Source organism: Microcoleus sp. D3_18a_C4, assembly GCF_036702415.1.
GTDB lineage: Bacteria > Cyanobacteriota > Cyanobacteriia > Cyanobacteriales > Microcoleaceae > Microcoleus.
In genome coordinates this window covers 84,668-103,576 of the sequence record NZ_JAUBTI010000009.1, presented here as the reverse complement: position 1 = coordinate 103,576, position 18,909 = coordinate 84,668, and the positions used below count along the sequence as shown (strand labels likewise).

The window sequence follows — 18,909 nt, the reverse complement described above, 5'->3', positions numbered from 1 at the left end:
TTGAGCAAAGCTCTCGATGTTCGCCCTCAAACACTTACACTTTTAACACCCCCTTCATTGAGGAGTTTCTATGAATAGTCTATTTTCCAAGTCTACTTTTGCGTTAATAAATCTTGCAGCTTTAGCTGTTTGTTGCAGTACCATGTCAGCGAAAGCTGAAACTGGCAACTTGCCCGATGTCGCTACAACTGCAACAATCGCAGCTCAAAATATTGACCAAATTTCTGAGCCGACGGCAACTTCAGCAGTTAAACCCGACGCCGAAACAACGGCTAGTAATAAAAAAATTGATTCAATCACTTGGAGCGAACTAACAGAAGCGGCAGAGCCAGCAGCCTCTGAACCGGCCGGCAACTCGCAAGTATCTATGGCTGCACCCGAAAAATCGGAAGCAGCAACATCTGAAATTGCTGAGACAGAAACAGCGCAAAATACATCCATTGCTGCTGAGACCCAAAAGTCGGAAGAAACCGCTAAAATTGCTGATAATGGTGTCAAAGTGCAGCCAAAAGTCGAGGCTGCCAAAAAGAGCGATCGACCTACCTCAATTGTTGCCCAGACCAATAATCTGGAAGTAACAGCAACGAAGGAAGAAAAAGAAGTCCAAACAGCACAAGAATTGTTGAGCAATCCTGTCAGCACTTCCGCCTCAGCTTTGACAAACCAACCGAAAGTTGCTGAAAAACCGGCAACTGTCTCGGAACAAACTGAAAAAGTAGCTCAAGGAACTCAAATCCGACCAGGCCGAGCTACCCGTTCTGGGCCCAGCTACATCGGGATTGGCGGCAATCTAGGTTTTGGCGGAGATTCAGCCTTAGGCGACGGTTCATTTGCCATCATTAGCAAAATCGGTTTGACAAACAATTTGTCGGTGAGACCGACTGTTTTGTTCCAGGACGACTTAGCTTTTCTAGTTCCCGTTACCTTCGATTTTGTATCTCAAAATACCGTCGAAGTCACCGAGGATTTTGTGATTACTGCTGCTCCTTATGCAGGTGCTGGCGTGATAATTTCTACCGGGGATGACGGTACTTTGGGCTTCCTGATTTCGGGGGGTGTAGATGTGCCGCTGACGAGAAATTTTACAGCCACAGCCGGACTGAATATTGGTTTTGTAGACGGAGCTGAAGTGGGATTGTTGGTCGGTGTCGGCTATACGTTCCCGAATATTGCCCGGTAGTGTTGCTGTTTGAGCAAACGCAGGACAAATAAATAAGCGCGGGGTTGGCTGTAGGAATACAGTCAACCCTTTTTGATGATGGAAAATCTGCCTATGCGATATGTAGGGTGCGCCATAAGCACAGACCGGTAATGTAGGGTGCGTCATCAGCACAGAGCGGCGATATTGATTTTTGTGAAAGATATAATGATGGTGCGATCGATCTTATATCTTGCACCATTTTCAATAAGCTTTTTATGGACGGGCAGGATGCCCATCCCACAATCAAATTCACTCTTTGTGGAACAGGCCGAAAAGCCTGTTCTTGAAAATGGTGCAACATATGAGATCGATCGCACTTTCTCACCAACCACCCGAAAAAACCGTGACCAAAACAGAAATCTTAGCAGCACTCAAAAATCTGACAGCAGAAGAACGCCTAGAAATCATCGAAACAGCTTCGCGGATGATGCGCGAAGAAATAGAAGAAAAAGCCCAGCGCAAAGTTGAGAGAAAGCGGAGACTCAGAGCCGCAGCAGAAGCAGCAGTTCCTTTGTATGAACCAGGAGGGCCGCTGCACGATTTGTGGTCGCCCGACAGCGAACCGTATTTCGATTCAGAGGAAGAATATCTGAGCGCAGGGGTAGAAACTAATGCGTAAGGGCGAAATTTGGCTTGTCAGACTAGATCCAACGGTGGGAGATGAAATTGGCAAAACTAGACCTGTTGTGGTTGTCAGCGATGATGAAGTGGGAAATTTGCGGCTCAAAGTAATTGTTCCAATTACAGCATGGAACGATCTTTTTTCCCCGCTTGATTGGATGGTGCAGCTCGAACCGACATCAGAAAATGGCTTGGCGAAACTCTCCGCCGCCGATACTTTTCAAGTCCGTTCCGTCTCCCAACAAAGATTTGTCCGACAACTCGGAACCCTGTCCGAGAAAATTATGGAAGACATTTCCGAAGCACTGACAATAGTTCTGGATCTAGATTGAATAACTAGGCAACAGCGTACAAATAATGTTATTTATAGATAGATTGTACGGCGCGGCGGCCTAAATGATTCCTATACAACTTACACTCAAAAATTTTCTCAGCTATCGCGAAGCTGCTTTAGACTTTCGCGGCCTGCACACCGCTTGCATTTGCGGGCCTAACGGTGCTGGCAAATCCTCCCTCTTAGAAGCCATATCCTGGGCACTTTGGGGCTGTTGCCGCAGCGATACGGAAGACGATATCATCCATATCGGCGAAATTGATGTGCGCGTTGATTTCACTTTCTCCACCGGCGGCCAAATCTACCGGGTGATTCGCAACCGCCGACGCGGACAATCGGGAAGTTTGGAATTTCAAGTCAGCTTGAATTCTGCCGAGAGTGAGGAAAAACTTAATTTTCGCACGCTCACAGACAAGGGGCTGAGAACAACTCAGCAAAAAATCCTCGAACACATCAAACTAGATTACGATACTTTCATCAACTCGGCGTATTTGCGGCAGGGGCGAGCTGATGAATTTATGCTCAAAAAGCCGATCGAACGCAAACAAGTTTTAGCCAACCTGCTCAAACTCGACTCCTACGATACTTTATCCGACCAAGCCAAGGATACCTCCAAACAGTTTAAAGCTCAAGTCGAAGTGCTCAAACAGAGTTTGCTAACCGTACAAGAGCAACTCCAACAAAAAGAGGCTCTCGCCTCAGAACAAACTCAATTGCAGCAAGCAACCGATTTGCTTCAGCAGCAGCAGCAAGCCGACACAACCGAGTTACAGCAACTGCAACTCCAGCACCACAACCGCCAAACTTGGCAAAAACTCCTCGCCGGCCACCAGCAACAGCACTACAATATCACTCAAGAATGCCGCCGCTTGCAGCAAGAACTCAGCGCAGCCAAACAGCAGCAAAATGAGCTGCAAGCCCTCCTAGAACAAGAAAAGGAAATAACAGCAGGCATCGCGTATTTCCACAGCTTGCAAGCCACAGAAGAAAGTCTGGCTGGCAAATTCAAAGCTAACCAACAAGCCCAAAATCAGCGCCAGCAATTGCAAGAACAGCAGCGGCAAGAACTGAGCTTTTTGCAAAGCAAAATTCAGCAGTTGCAAGCTCAATTAGAGGTTTTAGAACAAGATGAAAAAGATGTTCTGGAAATTCTCAAACAGCAGCCGGATGTTGACAAAGGACTCGCACAGTTGCAAGCAGTTCGATCGCGCCTCAACGAACTAGAGCAACTGCAACTGCAAGTTTCGCCGCTGCTACAACAGCAGCAGCAAAAGCAACAAAAGCTCGATCGCGCCCGCGCCGGTTTAACCGCCCGCTTAGAGGAAATCAACCGACAGGTGCAAGTTCAGCAGCAGCAGCGACAGCCGCAATTACAGCAGGAAATCTCGGCCATCGCCAATCAAATTTTGCAGTTGGAAAACAAGCGAGTTTATCAGCAGCGAGTCCGCGAAAAAGGTCAAGAAAGGCACGACTTTCTAGGAAACCTGCAAGCCAAAAGCCGCGACTATCAAACCAGACTCGCTGAAATCGACCAAAAACTGCAACTGCTGCGGAAACATGAAGGAGAAAAAACCGCAGGCGAAGGTAAATCCTCGAATTTTGCGGAAAACGAGCCATCGAATTCGCATTTAATGGTGCGGGATGCAAATTTTGGCAATTGTCCTTTGTGCGATCGACCTTTAGACGAACACTACTGGAATTTGGTAGTCACAAAACACCACTCCCAACAGCAGGAAATCTGGAACCAACTGTGGGTTGTCCGCGAACAGTTGGCCGTCTCTGAGCGCGAAATTCAAGTTCTCAGACATGAATACCGCGAACTAGAAGAGGAATTAGCGCCCTATCAAGAATTGCGGGAACGTCGCAGTCATTTACAAGCACAATTAGATAGTCTGAGCCAAGATGAAAACCGACTGCAAAGTATGCGTCAAGACGCTGCAGAAATAGAGCGGTTGCTACGGACTGGCGAGTATGCAGCCGAGGATTTGGGCGAACTCCAGCAAATCGAACAGCAACTGCAACAGCTCAATTATAGCGATCGCAGCCACTCCCTCGCCCGCAGCGATGAAAAGCGCTTGCGGTGGGCGGAAATTAAGCAAGCTCAAATCAAAGACGCTCAGCAGAAACTGAATAAAATTAATGCCCGCCGCCCGGATTTGCAAACTCAATTAGCCACCGTACAGCAACAGTTAGAACAGCAAAAAAATAGCTCGGAAATACAGCAGGAAATTCTATCTTTAGATAGATACATTGCGGAAATTGGCTATAATTTGGAACAGCACGAACACGTGCGGAGCGAAATGCGCCGATCGCAGTTGTGGATCGCCCGCGCCGAAAAATTGCGATCGGCAACTGTGCAGTACCCGCAAGTGCAGCAGCGGGTTAATGAAATAGCAAATTCCATCGCAGTGCGCGATCGAGATTTGCAAGCTGTCAGCGCTCAAACTTCCGCGATGAACCAGCAGTTGCAAGAACATCCCGATCCCACAGCCCGCATAAGTGCGATCGAACAGCAAATCAGTCGCCGCCGCCAGCAGCTAGACCAACATTTGGGAAGTCTCGGACGCCTCCAGCAGCAGCAGCAAAATCTGGAAAATCTGCAAGTTCAGCTAGTAGCTCAAAAAGAGCAAATGCAAGTTGCTAAACGCCAGCAGCGAGTTTATCAAGAGTTGGGTCAAGCCTTTGGTAAAAACGGCATTCAAGCTTTAATGATTGAAAATGTTTTGCCTCAACTCGAAGCTGAAACAAATCAGATATTGTCGAGATTGAGCGCGAATCAATTGCACGTTCAATTTATTACTCAGCGGGCTGCTGCTTCTAAAAAAGCAACTAAATTGATTGACACTTTAGACATTTTAATTGCTGATGCTCGCGGTACTCGCGCCTACGAAACTTATTCGGGCGGTGAAGCTTTTCGGATTAATTTTGCGATTCGGCTGGCGCTGGCGAGACTGCTGTCTCAGCGGGCGGGCACGGCTTTGCAAATGTTGATTATTGATGAGGGATTCGGCACTCAGGATGCTGAAGGGTGCGATCGGCTGATTGCTGCAATTAATGCGATAGCCTCCGACTTCGCCTGCATTCTCACCGTTACCCATATGCCCCACCTGAAAGAAGCTTTTCAAGCCAGGATTGAAGTAAGCAAAACTGCTCAGGGTTCTTGCATCAGCTTGTCTATTTAAAAGGGTTGACGAACCGGATGGAAGGAGGAGAAGAAAAAAAGTTTAACATATCAGTATTTTCACCTTCTATTTTCTTTGGGAATTCGGTATTTTTACCTTCTGTTTTCTGGATAAGTGCCTAATGCCTTCGGTGATACTAATTTCCCAAAAGAAGGCAACTGTAGACCCATCATCTAAACCATGATGGAATCAGTCATTGCCAATCCAAAATCTAACATCTAAAATGGTATTAGTCGTCTCCCTCGCCGACTTTTTTGGGCTGCTGACTTTGTTAACAAAGCTAAATTAAAAATAAGATTATAGAATAAGAATAGCTTAAGGTGTGTATAGTTTTTTATTCTTCTGTCCGCTCCGCAGGAGCGTGAATATTGCCACCGATGACAACAGACTCTTTCAACCTGACTCTCCTAGAACGGGCGATCGCAGCGTCGAGCAACAGCATCCTCATCGCGGATGCTCGCAAGCCTGACACACCTATAATCTACTGCAATCCTGCTTTTGAGAAACTGACCGGTTACAGTACCCAAGAAGTTATTGGACGCAACTGCCGGTTTTTGCAGGGCCCCGATACCGATCGGAGCGAATTAGATAAACTCCGCAGCAGTTTACGATCGGGAACGGAAATTCAGGTAGTTCTCAAAAATTATCGCAAAGACAAAACTCCTTTTTGGAACGAATTAATGGTTTCCCCCATCCTAGACAATGAGGGAAAATTAACTCATTTTATCGGAGTTCAGAACGATATTAGCAAAAGAGTAGCAGCCGAAACAGCCAGGGAAGAAAGCGAAGAAAGATTGCGGGCGATCGCCACTGTGACTCCCGTTCCCCTGTCAATTACGCGCCTACAAGATAGCGTAATTTTGTATGCAAATCCAGCCCTCGGAGAAAGTTTAGGTGTGAGTTACGAACAACTTATAGGACGCAAAAAAAATGAACTTTATGCCAATATCAATGACCGCCGTCAATTGATAGAATTAGTAAAACAAAACGGCTTTAGCGACAGCGAACAAATCTGTCTCAAGAAAGCAAATGGCAGTTTGTTTTGGGTAAAAATGTCGATGCGAGCGATTAATTTTAACGGCGAAGCAGCAATTTTATCGGCATTTTACGATATTACCGATCGCGTAGAAGTAGAAACCGCACTACGGCAAAGCGAAGCGAGGTTTCAAAAACTAGCAGCCAACGTTCCGGGAATGATTTATCAATTTCAGTTAGCAGCAGACGGCACTATGTCATTCCCCTACGTCAGTTCCGGCTGCCGCGAACTCTGGGAATTAGAACCTCTTGTACTCCAAAATTCAGCTATGCCCGCGATCGAAATGATTCATCCAGACGATGCGCCCAGCTTCCATGAATCAGTTGCTATCTCAGCTAAAACTTTAGAACCTTTGCGGTGGGAAGGCAGATTTGTTTTTCCGGGCGATCGGATTAAGTGGATTAGCGGGGCTTCCCGACCAGAACCGGGCGAAAAAGATAACATTATTTGGGACGGCTTGTTGATTGACATTAGCGATCGCAAACTTGCAGAATCAGCACTGATCCAAAGCGAAGCTAGATTCCAAAAAATGGCCGCCAACCTGCCGGGAATGATTTATCAATACTTGCTGCATCCCGACGGTTCCGATGAATTGATTTATGTGAGTTCAGGCTGTTGGGAACTCTACGAATTAGAGCCAGAAAAACTTCAACAAAACTCCGCTTTAATTTGGGCAACGGTGCATCCAGAAGACCTAAAACCCATGCTAGAATCAATCGCAATTTCCGGCCAAACTTTAAAACCTTGGATATATGAAGGGCGGATCGTAACCCGATCGGGAAAACTGAAATGGATTCGCGGCATTGCCCGCCCCGAAATGCAGCCGGGGGGCGATATACTGTGGGAGGGAGTGACAATCGACATCAGCGATCGCAAGCTAGCAGAAATCGCCCTGGGCCAGTCAAAAATCGCCCTGCAACAAGCCAATCAAGAACTTGAAAAGCGCGTCCTAGAACGCACGGAAGCCTTGGAAACATCCCAAAATATGCTGTGGTTGGTAATCAATAACATCCCTCAGTTAATCGCCTGGAAAGATCGAGATTTAGTTTACTTGGGAGGCAACAAAAACTTTGCCAAAGTTGCAGGTTTCAATCACCCCAGTGAAATCGCCGGTCTCACCGACTTCGATATGCCCTGGAAGCCCGAAGAAACAGAATTTTTTCGAGCCTGCGACCGCCGCATCATGGCAACCAACACCCCGGAATATCACATCATAGAATCCAAAATGCAAGCCGACGGCACGCAGTGCTGTCTGGATACAAATAAAATACCTTTACACGACAATTCCGGCAATGTTGTCGGCATTTTGTCTACGTTTGAAGACATCACCGATAGGCTTTCCCTAGCAGCTAAAGTCCGGGCCAGCGAGGAACTATTTCGCACAATTTTTGAAGATGCACCCATCGCTATCTACTTAGCTAATTTAGATGATAACAAGTTAGTGCGAGTCAATAAAACTTACTGCGATATGCTGGGATATACCGCAGCCGAATTGCTCGCCAAAACATTTATTGAACTGGGGCATCCCGAAGATTATCCCAAAAATCTCCAAGTTGCTCTTTCTCTCGATCGGGGAGAAATTAATAGCTATCAAATCGAACTCCGCCAGATTACCGCTATCGGTAAAATTGTTTGGGTAAACGTGACAGCTACTTTGATTCGAGACGGCGAAGGAAAACCCATTTACAATTTAGGGATGATTGAAAATATAACCAACCGCAAAATTTCCGCCGCCGCACTCCAAGCTTCCGAATCTCAATTAAGAAAACAAGCCGCCCAATTGCAAGAAGCCTACGAACAGCTACAAAACGCTCAAATCCAATTAGTTCAATCCGAAAAGATGTCGAGTCTCGGTCAGATGGTGGCTGGGATTGCCCACGAAATAAACAATCCTGCCACTTTTATTAACGGCAATATTTCTCACACTTACACCTATTTTCACGATTTAATTGAACTGTTAAGTCTCTACCAGGAATGCTACCCGTCTCCAGTGCCTCAGATTGCTGAAAAAGTCAAGGAGTTAGAGTTGGATTTTCTGAAGGAAGACTTGCCAAAAATGCTAAATTCCATGAGAGTAGGAGTAGAAAGAATCAGTAAGATTGTGTTGTCGCTGCGGAACTTTTCGCGACTGGATGAATCTGAAATGAAGTTGGTAGATGTTCATGAAGGAATTGACAGTACACTGTTAATATTGCAGCACAGATTGCATCAGGGAAGTATAAAAAACGGGATTGAAATTATTAAAGAATACGGAAAAATATCCAAAGTTTACTGTTGTGCGGGTCAGTTAAACCAGGTATTCCTAAATATTATCAGCAATGCGATCGACGCTCTAGAAAACCAACGGGAACGTCGGACGATCGTGATTCGCACCCTCATGAAAAAAGCCGGGTGGGAAAGCCACAGTAAAAACCAGCTCAGTGATTGCGATCGCATTGTAATTTGCATCGCCGACAGTGGCCCGGGAATGAGCGAAGAGGTTCGCAAGCGGCTCTTTGACCCCTTCTTCACCACCAAGCCCGTAGGGGCTGGAACCGGCTTGGGATTATCCATCAGCCATCAAATTGTGGTAGAAAAACATAAGGGAAGCCTGCGGTGCATCTGTGCGCCCGGACAGGGAGCGGAATTCTGGATTGAAATCCCCTGCTGAGCGATCGTCCATTAATCAAAAAGTTTAAATATTTAACTTTTAATTCCCAATTGCCCTCGGTGCTTGAGTTATCAGGGTTTTGAATTAACCGCACTCAGAGACCGGAACAAATCGCACTCAGCGGTGTGCTAATCTGCTGCCCTTATTCGCTAGGCAATTATGCTGAAAAAACTACCTTTATCCTGGTCTCGCTACATTCCAGCCGGGTTGACGCTGGGTTTGGGTGTCGGACTGTCGGCCCTGGCATTTGCCTTGGTTTGGGACTGGGAAGACAAGCGCCGCGACTACGAAATGCACCGCCGCATTGACGATATTTCGATCGGCATCGAACGCCAGCTCAACTCCGACTTAGATACTGTTCTCGCCCTCAGCGACTACATGAAAGCCTTCAGCGCCGTCGAGCGTTCCTCTTTTGCCCGGTTTGTCGCCCGTCCCCTAGCCGTCCACCCCAGCCTGCAACTCCTGGCTTGGGCCCCCCGCGTCCCCAATTCCGAGCGGCGCAACTACGAAACCAAAGCTAGAACCGAAACAGAGCCCAGCTTCGAGATTACAGAGCGCGACCCGCGAGGAGAACTCCGCAAGGCCCTCCAGCGTTCCGAATACTTCCCGGCTTTCTACGTCGAACCACCAGCCGGAAACGAGACAGTATTAGGCTTTGACCTCGCCTCCCACCCAGAAATCCGCGCCGCGCTCGATCGAGGGCGCGATACAGGAGAAATGATTGTCACCAACTACATCGGCTTAACTCAGGGCAATTCCCCGGAACTAGGTCTTTTGGCCCTAGTTCCGATTTACGAAAACAGCAGTAAACCGACTACCCTGGAATCCCGTCGCCAACGGCTACAAGGATTTGTTCTGGGCGTATTTCGAGGCAAAGATATTTTCCAAACCTCTTTAAAAGGACGCAATACCGACTACCTCAATATTTATCTCGTTAGCGAAGCTCCAGACAAGCAACAAGCAGCCTCGCTGTTACCGCAAAGGGCCAACCCGGTTCTCAAAAATCTCCCTGCTGAGGGCCAAATTCAGCAATTTGCGGTGCAGTTCCAATCCGCGAGCCAACAAGTGCTTCCAGCATCAGCCACTGCTGACCGAGCCCTGATGCAAAACTGCCCGATTCTTGACAATCCAGGCCCGAACTATACAGCTTGCAGAAGGCGGCTGAAAATTAGCGGCCGCCAGTGGTCTATGTACGTGTCGGCAACGCCGGAAATCCGCAGGCTTCGCAAGCACTGGCGCTCTTGGGGAACTCTGACGATGGGGATGCTGTGGACTCTGATTCCGGTGACATATATGCTGACAGCTTTGAGCCGCACCGCCCAAATCGAAAAGCTAGCCGGAGAAAGAATTCGCCAAGCCGAACAGTTGCAGGCTGCTTACCTACAGTTGGAACTCGAACAAGCTAAATCCGAGCAACTGCTGCTGAACGTTTTGCCCGCAGCGATCGCCCTGCGTTTGAAGGATAATGAACACAATATCGCCGAAAGTTTTGCGGAAGTAACTGTGATGTTTGCCGACATTGTGGGGTTTACAGAGCTTTCGTCGAGAATTTCAGCGACGGCGGTGGTGGAAGTGCTCAACGATATTTTTTCGGCTTTTGACCACTTGGCAGATCGCCACGGTTTAGAGAAAATTAAGACTATTGGTGACGCTTACATGGTTGTCGGTGGTTTGCCTACGCCCAGAGACGATCACGCCGAGGCGGTGGCGAACATGGCGATCGATATGCTGCACGAAATTAGGCTGCTGAGTTTAGAACATTCGGAACCTTTCAGCATTCGGATCGGGATTAGCAGTGGGCCTGTCGTTGCCGGCGTGATCGGCTTAAAAAAGTTTATTTACGATCTCTGGGGCGACACAGTAAATATTGCTTCGCGCATGGAATCCCACGGGATTACCGGCTGCATTCAAGTCACCGCCGAAACCTACGAGATATTAAAAGATAAATATACTTTTCAGAAGCGCGGCGCTATTCAAGTTAAGGGCAAGGGATACATGGTTACTTATTTGCTGACTGGGAAAAAAGATTATTAAGTCAGCCCCAAAACGGATACGAGTCTCCGAATCCGCGATCGACTAAGACTTTCGATCGCAAAGCTAAGATATGATAAGCTCAAGGTATTCTATCACCCCTGCACCAACTGAGGAAAAACCATGACGACGCTGCTAATTCAAACCGAAAGCGTCCCACTGACGGTCAATTTCCCTGCGATCCAATCGATGACTGTGGAACAGTTCTATGAATTCTGTATAGTTAATCGCGATTTAAGAATTGAGCGTACTGCCAGTGGGGAAGTCATTATCATGTCACCAGCCTTTTCAGATACAGGGAATCGCAACATTAAAATTGCTCAGCAACTTGCGAACTGGGCAGAACAAGATGGCACAGGTGAAACGTTTGACTCCAGTGCAGGCTTTACCTTGCCGAATGGAGCAACCCGCTCCCCCGATGCCTCATGGATTAAACTAGAGCGCTGGAATGCCTTAACTGAAGAACAAAAAGCCTCATTCGCACCGATTTGTCCAGACTTTGTGATTGAATTGCGGTCTGCTAGTGACACTCTCAAGGGATTGCAAAACAAGATGCAAGAATATATTGAGAACGGTGTATCGCTCGGCTTTTTGCTCGATCGCAAAAACAGAAAAGTCTACATCTACCGTCCCAATCCCGAACCTGAAATCTTAGATAATCCTGAAACAGTCAGCGCAGATCCAGAGTTACCGGGATTTGTCTTGCGGATGGCAAAAATCTGGTGATTTAGATCGTTACACCATACTCAAAGACATCAATTCATCTGTCATTTCAAAATTCGCCGTCACACTTTGCACGTCGTCCAAATCTTCCAGTGCATCCATTAACTTCAGGAGCGATCGAGCTTTTTCAGGAGTGTCTATTTCCACTGTATTGCTCGGAATCCAGCGATTTTCCGACTGCAAAACTGCAAAACTTTTTTGTTTCAAAACATCAGCCAGTTGTTCCAAATGAGCCACACTTGTAAATACCTCTGCACCTTCAGTATCCTCATCAATTAATATCAAATCATAAGATTCCGCAGCCGCCTCTAGCGACGCTTCAAACAATTGTTCCTCATCAATCGGGCCGCCTACCGTACAAACTCCTTTGTGGTCGAACATCCAGCCCACACAACCAGTTTCGCCCAGGTTGCCGCCATTTTTACTAAAAGCTTCTCGCAAGTCAGCCGCCGTGCGGTTGCGATTGTCTGTCAGCGCTTCAATCAGAATAGCAACCCCGCCAACGCCGTAACCTTCGTAGCGAATAGCTTCTAATTCCGAACTTCCTCCCGCCAAGCCGGCACCTTTGGCGATCGCCCTTTCTATGTTTTCATTAGGAATATCCGCCGCCTTGGCTTTTTCAATAGCCGTCCGCAGTTGAAAATTGCCAGCGGGATCGGGAACTCCGCTGCGGGCCGCGACAATAATTTCGCGAGATATTCTAGCAAAAACCTTGCCTTTAACGGCATCAACTCTAGCTTTTTGGCGTTTAATATTCGCCCACTTACTGTGTCCAGCCATACCGATTTGAGATTTTCGATTTAAAATGTGCGATCGACATTAAACAATAACACCCAGATTCGGACAAATCAGATTAACGTAGGGTGCACCGGGCAGCGCACCTTACACACATAGCATAAAATGCGATTTTTCGCACGAATCTCAACTTTAATTAAACCGGATCGCGGTTTCAGAGTCAGTCAGGTGAGAAGTATCGCCATTAAGTGCGATCGACCATTCTCCCTCACCCCGCACCACTTTCACCAAACAGCACAAAGAAGCGTTAATTTCCGTTTCAGCACAGCCCGCCAGCCCGATCGCAGTTCCTAAAACCGACGCACCGTGACCTACCAATAACATATCTTCGGGAAACTCTGCCGCGAGGCGTTTAGCAGTTTCCCCCGCCCTTTTGAGACAAGCTTCCCCTGTTTCGGGATAATTAGCAATACCGCCTTTGTAGGAAGCATCAATCCTGGGAAAACGCCGGCACAAAGCTTCTACGGACTCAGTTTCCGGCATTTCTGTCATCCATTCAGGATTTAGCCATTCGCACAGTCCCCACTCTAGTTTAATTGACAAATCGAGAGCTTCTGCCGCGTGATTTGCTGTTTGGACAGTTCGCAGAAAAGGGGAAGCAAAAATATGAGAAATTCCTTCACCTTTGAGGCGATTTGCGAGTTGTTTAGCTTGAATGTGACCGTCTTCGGAAAGGTGGGGGTCGTAGCGGTGTTCTGCGGTGAGAAACCAGTCGGGGTTAACGAAGTCGATGCGGTTTCCGTGTCGTGCGATCCAGACTGTTTGTGGCATGAGTTGGTTTGAGTTTTGCTTCTAGGTGTAATATTATATCAAAGTTGGGTAATTTGATTTGTTGCGAAGCTATTGATGAGATTTTTTTTAACCGCAGATGCACGCAGATAGACGCAGATGGATGGTGGATTTGGTAATGGGTGATGGGGTGCGATCGGGTTTGTTAATTCTTCCAAGTTAGAGTTTTACCAATCTTGATTCTAAAGCTAAATTAACTATTCTTTCTAAAGAAGTGGATTCGTCACTTTTTCCAATTATCTTAAAATAGTATGTTATGGACATCGCTAACGGCGAACCGTGACGGTAGTTTCGTCCATACTTGCTCACATAAAATGCCAAATTATTCATAACATAATTCTTTCTGTATGCTGGATCATTCAAAAATTTATCCCTGGCACCTAATGCCCTATAGGAGGTATCAGGCATTAACTTAGCTGAAGGAGAAACCATACCTACTTTGTACTCATCCTCATTAACCATTATGCCAATTCCCTTCCGAATATAACCTGTATCTGTGACTATTTCCCAATTCGTCCAAATTCTCATTCTAGCTAGGATTTTATTATTGTTGTATCCTCTGGGAAGTGGCAGCCATAAAAACATTGCAGGGCTATTTCGTCTGGCATCAAATCTAAATTCAGCAATCAATTTATTTTTGCCGAAACCATACTTAATACTACTAGAGTCAGTAAGTTCCTTGACCCGTCTATCACAGCCTAGAATCTGTCTGCGAACGCTCAAAACTCCTTCGCGTTCAGTTTCATTACATTCTTGCATAAATTTTAAAAGCAACCTTGGCGGTTCAGATAGAGTTTCGTTGCTGTATTGTTCTCGATATGTAATCTCTACTCGTGCAATATGTTCGGCATCTACATCTTTAAAGTGTAAATATAATTTTTCCTCATCAGGAACGATCGCAAATTGCAAAAATTGAAAAAATAGCCCGTGATACTTCCTGTCTGTAAAATTATCTCTGTGAAATTTTGGCGCAATTGCTATTAAGCGAACGGGTTGAGAATAATCTACGCGATCGGCAAAAGGTTTGTGTTCCAACAAAGCATCGTAATAACGGGTTAACTGCTGAACGACATATCTATCTTCGCCGTTTTTCAACTCCAGCACAACTAACCGTTTCTTCTCGTCCACCGCTATAAGATCGCATCTTTGCTCGTTGACAGTGAATTGCCGCTTGATGACTGTTAAACCGAGCAAACTTTGCAAGTGAACTTCGACAAAATCCTCTAAGGCTTCTTCATTTGCAAATTCCCACCCAGACCCTGTTTTTCTCAATGCGGCGCTACTTAGCATTTTGACAGTTCTTAAAGTCTTTAACCAATTTTACCGCAACTGTGCGCTATCGTGTCCACAACTATTTGACACTGCGCTAAAATTAAATCAGTCACTCTCTATTGTCCAATGGCTCAATCTATAAAGCAACTCCACGCCAAAATTCAAGCCATGCCCAGCGATTCGGTTAAGGCGATCGTGCTTTCATGGCTGAATCAGTCCAACGGTATTGATCTCAGCGACTTTGAACGGTTAATCGCAGAAATGGCCGAGGAAACGGAGGGATATCAGTGGGGAGAAATTGACACCGCAAACGAGTTTCAACCCCTCAGCGAAGAAGAAACGATCGCCTTGAGTCTCGCAGCCTTGCAAGATTACCAGAAAAACAAGACGGGCCGAAGAGCACGATCTGGTTCAGGAATGGGCCGATAGTTTAGGAAGCGATCGTTTTGGCTACCTATGCCAAAATAAAGTTAGAAAATAAAGTTAACCATTCATCATAACTTTTATGACTCTTACACTCACCTTACCCCCCCAAATCGAAGCACTGCTGCGCCAACGGGCCGAAAGTACAGGACAAGATATAACCAGCGTTACCCTAGCTGTTATCGCGTTCGGACTTAGCTTTGATGAAAGCGATTTCTTCGAGGCATTAGAAGGGATTCAACGCGGACTTGATGACTTCGATCGGGGTCAGTTTTCTACTCTGGAAGAGTTTGTCGATAGACAAAACCAGAAATACGGACTTTCTTTGGAAGCATAATGTATCGCATTGACTTTTCCAGTACAGCTCAATCTGAAGCTGATGCAGCGTTTCTGAACTTTTCCCAATTCACGACTCCCGAACGCGCTCAAGCATGGTATCAGGGTTTGATTAAAGCGATTTCCTCACTGAAAGAAATGCCGCGTCGTTGTGTTTTAGCCCGTGAAAACGCGTTTTTCAGCCCAGAGATTCGCCAGCTTCTGTATGGAAGTGGTAAAACCACGTATCGCATACTATTCACTATTTTTGACGATCAACCCATACCAACGGTGAGGATTATCCACATTCGCCATGCACTCCAGCGTGCGATTGGCGAACCCCAAGATGAGGCAGGACCTTATGCTTAGCTTATCTAATTTTTTTGAAATAAGCGATCGCAAATTGCCATGCCCTCCGCAGCCGCCAATTACATTCGCCCCCTAACTCGCAGCATCTTATTCCCACCTTTTTGAAACTCATAAGGAGCCTCTTGAATTTCTACACTAAAACTTCTCTTTTTCAATTCTGTGAGAATCGGGTTTAAGTGATCGGATTCCTCCCCGCTAAAACTCTGCAATAGAGGGAATACCCGGACTTCTTTCGCAACCCGACACATTTCTGTAATTGCTGACCGATGAAATTCTTCGGAAAGTAGGTGAGAATAAGCAAATAAGAAATGGCTGCACAAAGCTAAATCGAATTGACCGTTCTCGAAAGGCAAAACTGGCAACTCAGCATTCAGGTAGCGGCCTTGCTGCAAGCCAGATGGAAAATCTTCTAAAAATTCCTGCATCGCCTTCATTCGCACTTCGCCTAGCTGGTAGGGCGATTCAAAATTATTCCACAGGTAGCCGTCTAAATTGGCTTTAACACCGTCAATCACAGTTTGATATGTTTCTTGGATGCGATCGCCAATTTCCACCGCACTAAACTGATAAACTGGATCGCAAGAAATTACCTTTTTACCTTGGCGAGTCATTTCGGCATTGAAACTCGCCGGGCCGCCCGCACAATCAAGAATTGCTAGCTTGAGGTCACTTGATGTCAAGCTAAACATTCCTATGTATTCATCCAAGCAGCGTCCCCAGGGAATTACTTTATCCAATTTTAGTGACACTTGTCTTTGTCCCGCAGATAGAATTATTTAATATTTTACCTCAAATCAGGGCGGTTTTTTCCTATCTCCTTTCTGTGGCGGGTTGATTTGTATCCCGAGTTATGTGTGAAGAATTTTGCTCAAACGAGAGCCTAATCCTGAGAACAGTTGGCGGGCTTTACAGTTTCTTTACAAACAAGGTGCAAAATAGTTAAGTGCGATCGCACAATTTTTATGATTCCACCTGTGGATTTTGCAGCGAAGCGAGGCTACACTGGACAGCAGGGAAAATAAACTAAAATCCACTAGCTAAATTGCTCTTGTTCAATGGCAGGCTGCAACCAGGAAAGAAAGATGAAACATACCATTCAAACCGCTACAAGTCTGAGTTTGTCAGCACTCCTGGTGCTATTGAGTTCGCTGCCCAGTATAGCTCAGTTGCCTGCCGTCAGAACTCCTGCAGGCACTCCTAACCCAAACAGGCCGAGAGTACCGCCGCCGCCACCTGCGGGTTCGAGTTTGCCGGCGAGCGGCAATTCTGGTTCGCTGACACAAGAAGCAGCTTATACTTTAGGGTCGGGCGATCGCATTGCTTTAGAGATATTCGGCGTTCCTGAATTCAGCAGAGAATATCAAGTGTTAGTTGACGGGACGCTCAATTTGCCAATCATTCGCAGCGTCTCAATTCAAGGGTTGACGCTGCAACAAGCTGCTAATGTCATTACCCAGCGATACGAACCCTTCATCAACGTTCCCGTTGTTACCGTGACTCTGGTAGTCGCTCGCCCCCTAAATATAGGTCTTGCCGGTGAAGTTACTCGCCCGGGTTCCTACAAGATTAATCCCACTAGAGATGGAGGAGGAGTAAAATTCCCGACTTTGATGGAAATGCTGCAACTTGCACAAGGGGTGACATCAGCAGGAGATATGCGAAATGTCCAAATTCGCCGTCCCCGCAGAGGCGGGCCGGAGCAAGTTACTACTGTTGATTTGCAGGATTTTTTAGACACGGGAAATTTGCGTCAAGATGTCACGATTCGAGATGGAGATACAATTTTTGTACCGACAGCAAGGGCCCTTAATACTCAAGAAGTTCGTCAAAGAGCCAGTGCTAATTTTTCCGCTGATATTACTAAACCAATTGGCGTGGTAATTGTCGGGGAAGTAAACCGGCCGGGGCCTTATACTGTATTTGCTTCGGATGTGCGATCGAGCAACCAACAAACAGAGTTGAGTTTTGTATCTATCGACCAGCAGCAAGGAGCAGTTGTGGGCTTACCAACAATAACTAGAGCACTGAAAATTGCTGGTGGTATCACTACAGAAGCTGACATTCGCCGCGTGCAAATCCGCCGCCGAGTCAGAGGCGGCAACGAACAAACTATCATGGTAAATCTGTGGGATTTGCTGCAAAAAGGCGACGCAACTCAAGATATTTTGCTGCAAGAAGGAGATAGCGTAATTATCCCGACAGCAGCTACTGTAGACTTAGCTGAAGTTTCTCAAGTCGCAAATAGCAGTTTTTCTCCGAACGCGATTAGCATCAATATTGTAGGAGAAGTAATTAGGCCTGGGGCTTTGGAGGTGCGGCCTAGTACATCCCTGCACCAAGCTTTGCTGACCGCAGGCAGTTTCAATCAATTGCGGGCTAAAAAAGACAAGGTAGAACTATTGCGATTGAACCCCAACGGTACTGTTTCTCGCCGCACGATCGAGGTGGATTTTGCTCAAGGGTTGAATCCTAATAATAACCCAACTCTCCGCAACAACGATGTGATTCTGGTAGCGCGATCGGGCTATGCTAGGGTAGCAGACAATATCAACAGATTCTTGCAGCCAATAACAGGAGTAGCAACTGGAATTAACACTGTTAGCGGCGTTTTTACTGGGTTTCAAGCAACTATCAACGCTTTTCAAAACTTATTTTTGGGAGGGGATTTCGAGCGACGAAATCAGCTCAGACAGCTTCGCGAACAACGTCAAGACAGACAAGAGCAACGTGAAGACCGGTTGCTAGAAAGAGAGCAACAACGTCAAGATAGATTGGAGCAAGCAGAAGACAGAAGACTGCAACTTGAAGACAGAAGACTGCAGCTTGAAGACAGACAGCGGCAAATAGATCTTGAGAATCGGCAAATTCAAATCCAGGAGCAGCAACTTCAGCTCCAGAATCAGCAGCAGCAAATGCAGCCACAGCAAATTCAGCCAACTACTCCCTGATAAGACTCGGGCGTTGAAATTTAGCCACCCTCTTTATGAATCGGCGGTTGAAACCGCTGCATAGAGTCAAACGAAGTTTGAGCAAAGGGGGACTAACAAATAAAGGGGGTATTAAAACCAGATTTGCTATTACATGGCACATCCCAAATCTACGGCAAACATCCAAGGCGTTGCTGATTTACGGTATGAAAGGCTAAATATGCCCGTCATAGAAACCAGT

General features: G+C 46.5%; 15 protein-coding genes. 11 read left to right on the top strand and 4 right to left on the bottom strand.

Going from position 1 to position 18,909, the window contains the following annotated elements; all coding sequences use genetic code 11:
• Positions 1–70 precede the first annotated feature (70 nt).
• The 7 genes from QUB16_RS07335 to QUB16_RS07305 all read left to right on the top strand — a co-directional run bounded on the left by QUB16_RS07335 (position 71) and on the right by QUB16_RS07305 (position 11,781).
• The gene (locus tag QUB16_RS07335) at positions 71–1,180 is read left to right on the top strand and encodes a hypothetical protein (protein WP_333315187.1); all 1,110 of its coding nucleotides are present in this window, start codon (positions 71–73) and stop codon (positions 1,178–1,180) included.
• Positions 1,181–1,490: 310 nt separating this feature from the next.
• Positions 1,491–1,820, top strand: a complete 330-nt coding sequence (locus tag QUB16_RS07330) for a hypothetical protein (RefSeq protein ID WP_333315186.1) — start codon at positions 1,491–1,493, stop codon at positions 1,818–1,820.
• The gene (locus QUB16_RS07325; RefSeq protein ID WP_333315185.1) at positions 1,813–2,154 is read left to right on the top strand and encodes a type II toxin-antitoxin system PemK/MazF family toxin; all 342 of its coding nucleotides are present in this window, start codon (positions 1,813–1,815) and stop codon (positions 2,152–2,154) included. The genes QUB16_RS07330 and QUB16_RS07325 overlap by 8 nt, the downstream gene beginning before the upstream one ends.
• A 64-nt stretch (positions 2,155–2,218) precedes the next feature.
• Entirely contained in the window at positions 2,219–5,338 is a 3,120-nt protein-coding gene (locus QUB16_RS07320; RefSeq protein WP_333315183.1) for an AAA family ATPase, read from the top strand.
• 377 nt (positions 5,339–5,715) lie between these two features.
• Positions 5,716–9,024 (top strand): PAS domain S-box protein, encoded by a 3,309-nt coding sequence (locus QUB16_RS07315; RefSeq protein WP_333315181.1) that lies wholly within the window; start codon positions 5,716–5,718, stop codon positions 9,022–9,024.
• Positions 9,025–9,183: 159 nt separating this feature from the next.
• Complete coding sequence (locus QUB16_RS07310; RefSeq protein ID WP_333315180.1) at positions 9,184–11,058, top strand: adenylate/guanylate cyclase domain-containing protein; 1,875 nt, start codon at positions 9,184–9,186, stop codon at positions 11,056–11,058.
• Between the two features lie 120 nt (positions 11,059–11,178).
• Positions 11,179–11,781 carry a Uma2 family endonuclease gene (locus QUB16_RS07305; RefSeq protein ID WP_333315178.1) on the top strand — a complete coding sequence of 201 codons (603 nt, stop codon included), beginning with the start codon at positions 11,179–11,181 and terminating at the stop codon, positions 11,779–11,781.
• Between the two features lie 9 nt (positions 11,782–11,790).
• On the opposite strand, the gene QUB16_RS07300 is transcribed toward QUB16_RS07305, so the two are convergent.
• The 3 genes from QUB16_RS07300 to QUB16_RS07290 form a co-directional block, all read right to left on the bottom strand.
• On the bottom strand, positions 11,791–12,558 hold the full coding sequence (locus tag QUB16_RS07300) for a YebC/PmpR family DNA-binding transcriptional regulator (RefSeq protein WP_333315177.1): 768 nt from the start codon (positions 12,556–12,558) through the stop codon (positions 11,791–11,793).
• Positions 12,559–12,705: 147 nt separating this feature from the next.
• Positions 12,706–13,344, bottom strand: a complete 639-nt coding sequence (locus QUB16_RS07295; protein WP_333315175.1) for a histidine phosphatase family protein — start codon at positions 13,342–13,344, stop codon at positions 12,706–12,708.
• 177 nt (positions 13,345–13,521) lie between these two features.
• Complete coding sequence (locus QUB16_RS07290; RefSeq protein ID WP_333315174.1) at positions 13,522–14,652, bottom strand: endonuclease NucS domain-containing protein; 1,131 nt, start codon at positions 14,650–14,652, stop codon at positions 13,522–13,524.
• Between the two features lie 108 nt (positions 14,653–14,760).
• Here QUB16_RS07290 and QUB16_RS07285 point away from each other — a divergent pair, with 108 nt between their 5' ends.
• From QUB16_RS07285 to QUB16_RS07275, 3 genes are all read left to right on the top strand, one after another.
• Entirely contained in the window at positions 14,761–15,063 is a 303-nt protein-coding gene (locus tag QUB16_RS07285; RefSeq protein WP_333315173.1) for a hypothetical protein, read from the top strand.
• Between the two features lie 76 nt (positions 15,064–15,139).
• A complete protein-coding gene (locus tag QUB16_RS07280) occupies positions 15,140–15,394 on the top strand; it encodes a hypothetical protein (RefSeq protein ID WP_242716968.1) in 255 nt (84 codons plus the stop codon).
• The gene (locus QUB16_RS07275; protein ID WP_333315172.1) at positions 15,394–15,741 is read left to right on the top strand and encodes a type II toxin-antitoxin system RelE/ParE family toxin; all 348 of its coding nucleotides are present in this window, start codon (positions 15,394–15,396) and stop codon (positions 15,739–15,741) included. Before QUB16_RS07280 ends, QUB16_RS07275 begins: the two co-directional genes overlap by 1 nt.
• Positions 15,742–15,800: 59 nt before the next feature.
• On the opposite strand, the gene QUB16_RS07270 is transcribed toward QUB16_RS07275, so the two are convergent.
• A complete protein-coding gene (locus QUB16_RS07270) occupies positions 15,801–16,490 on the bottom strand; it encodes a class I SAM-dependent methyltransferase (RefSeq protein WP_333315171.1) in 690 nt (229 codons plus the stop codon).
• A gap of 333 nt (positions 16,491–16,823) precedes the next feature.
• On the opposite strand from QUB16_RS07270, the gene QUB16_RS07265 reads away from it, so the two are divergent.
• The gene (locus QUB16_RS07265) at positions 16,824–18,689 is read left to right on the top strand and encodes a polysaccharide biosynthesis/export family protein (protein WP_333315169.1); all 1,866 of its coding nucleotides are present in this window, start codon (positions 16,824–16,826) and stop codon (positions 18,687–18,689) included.
• Positions 18,690–18,909 lie beyond the last annotated feature (220 nt).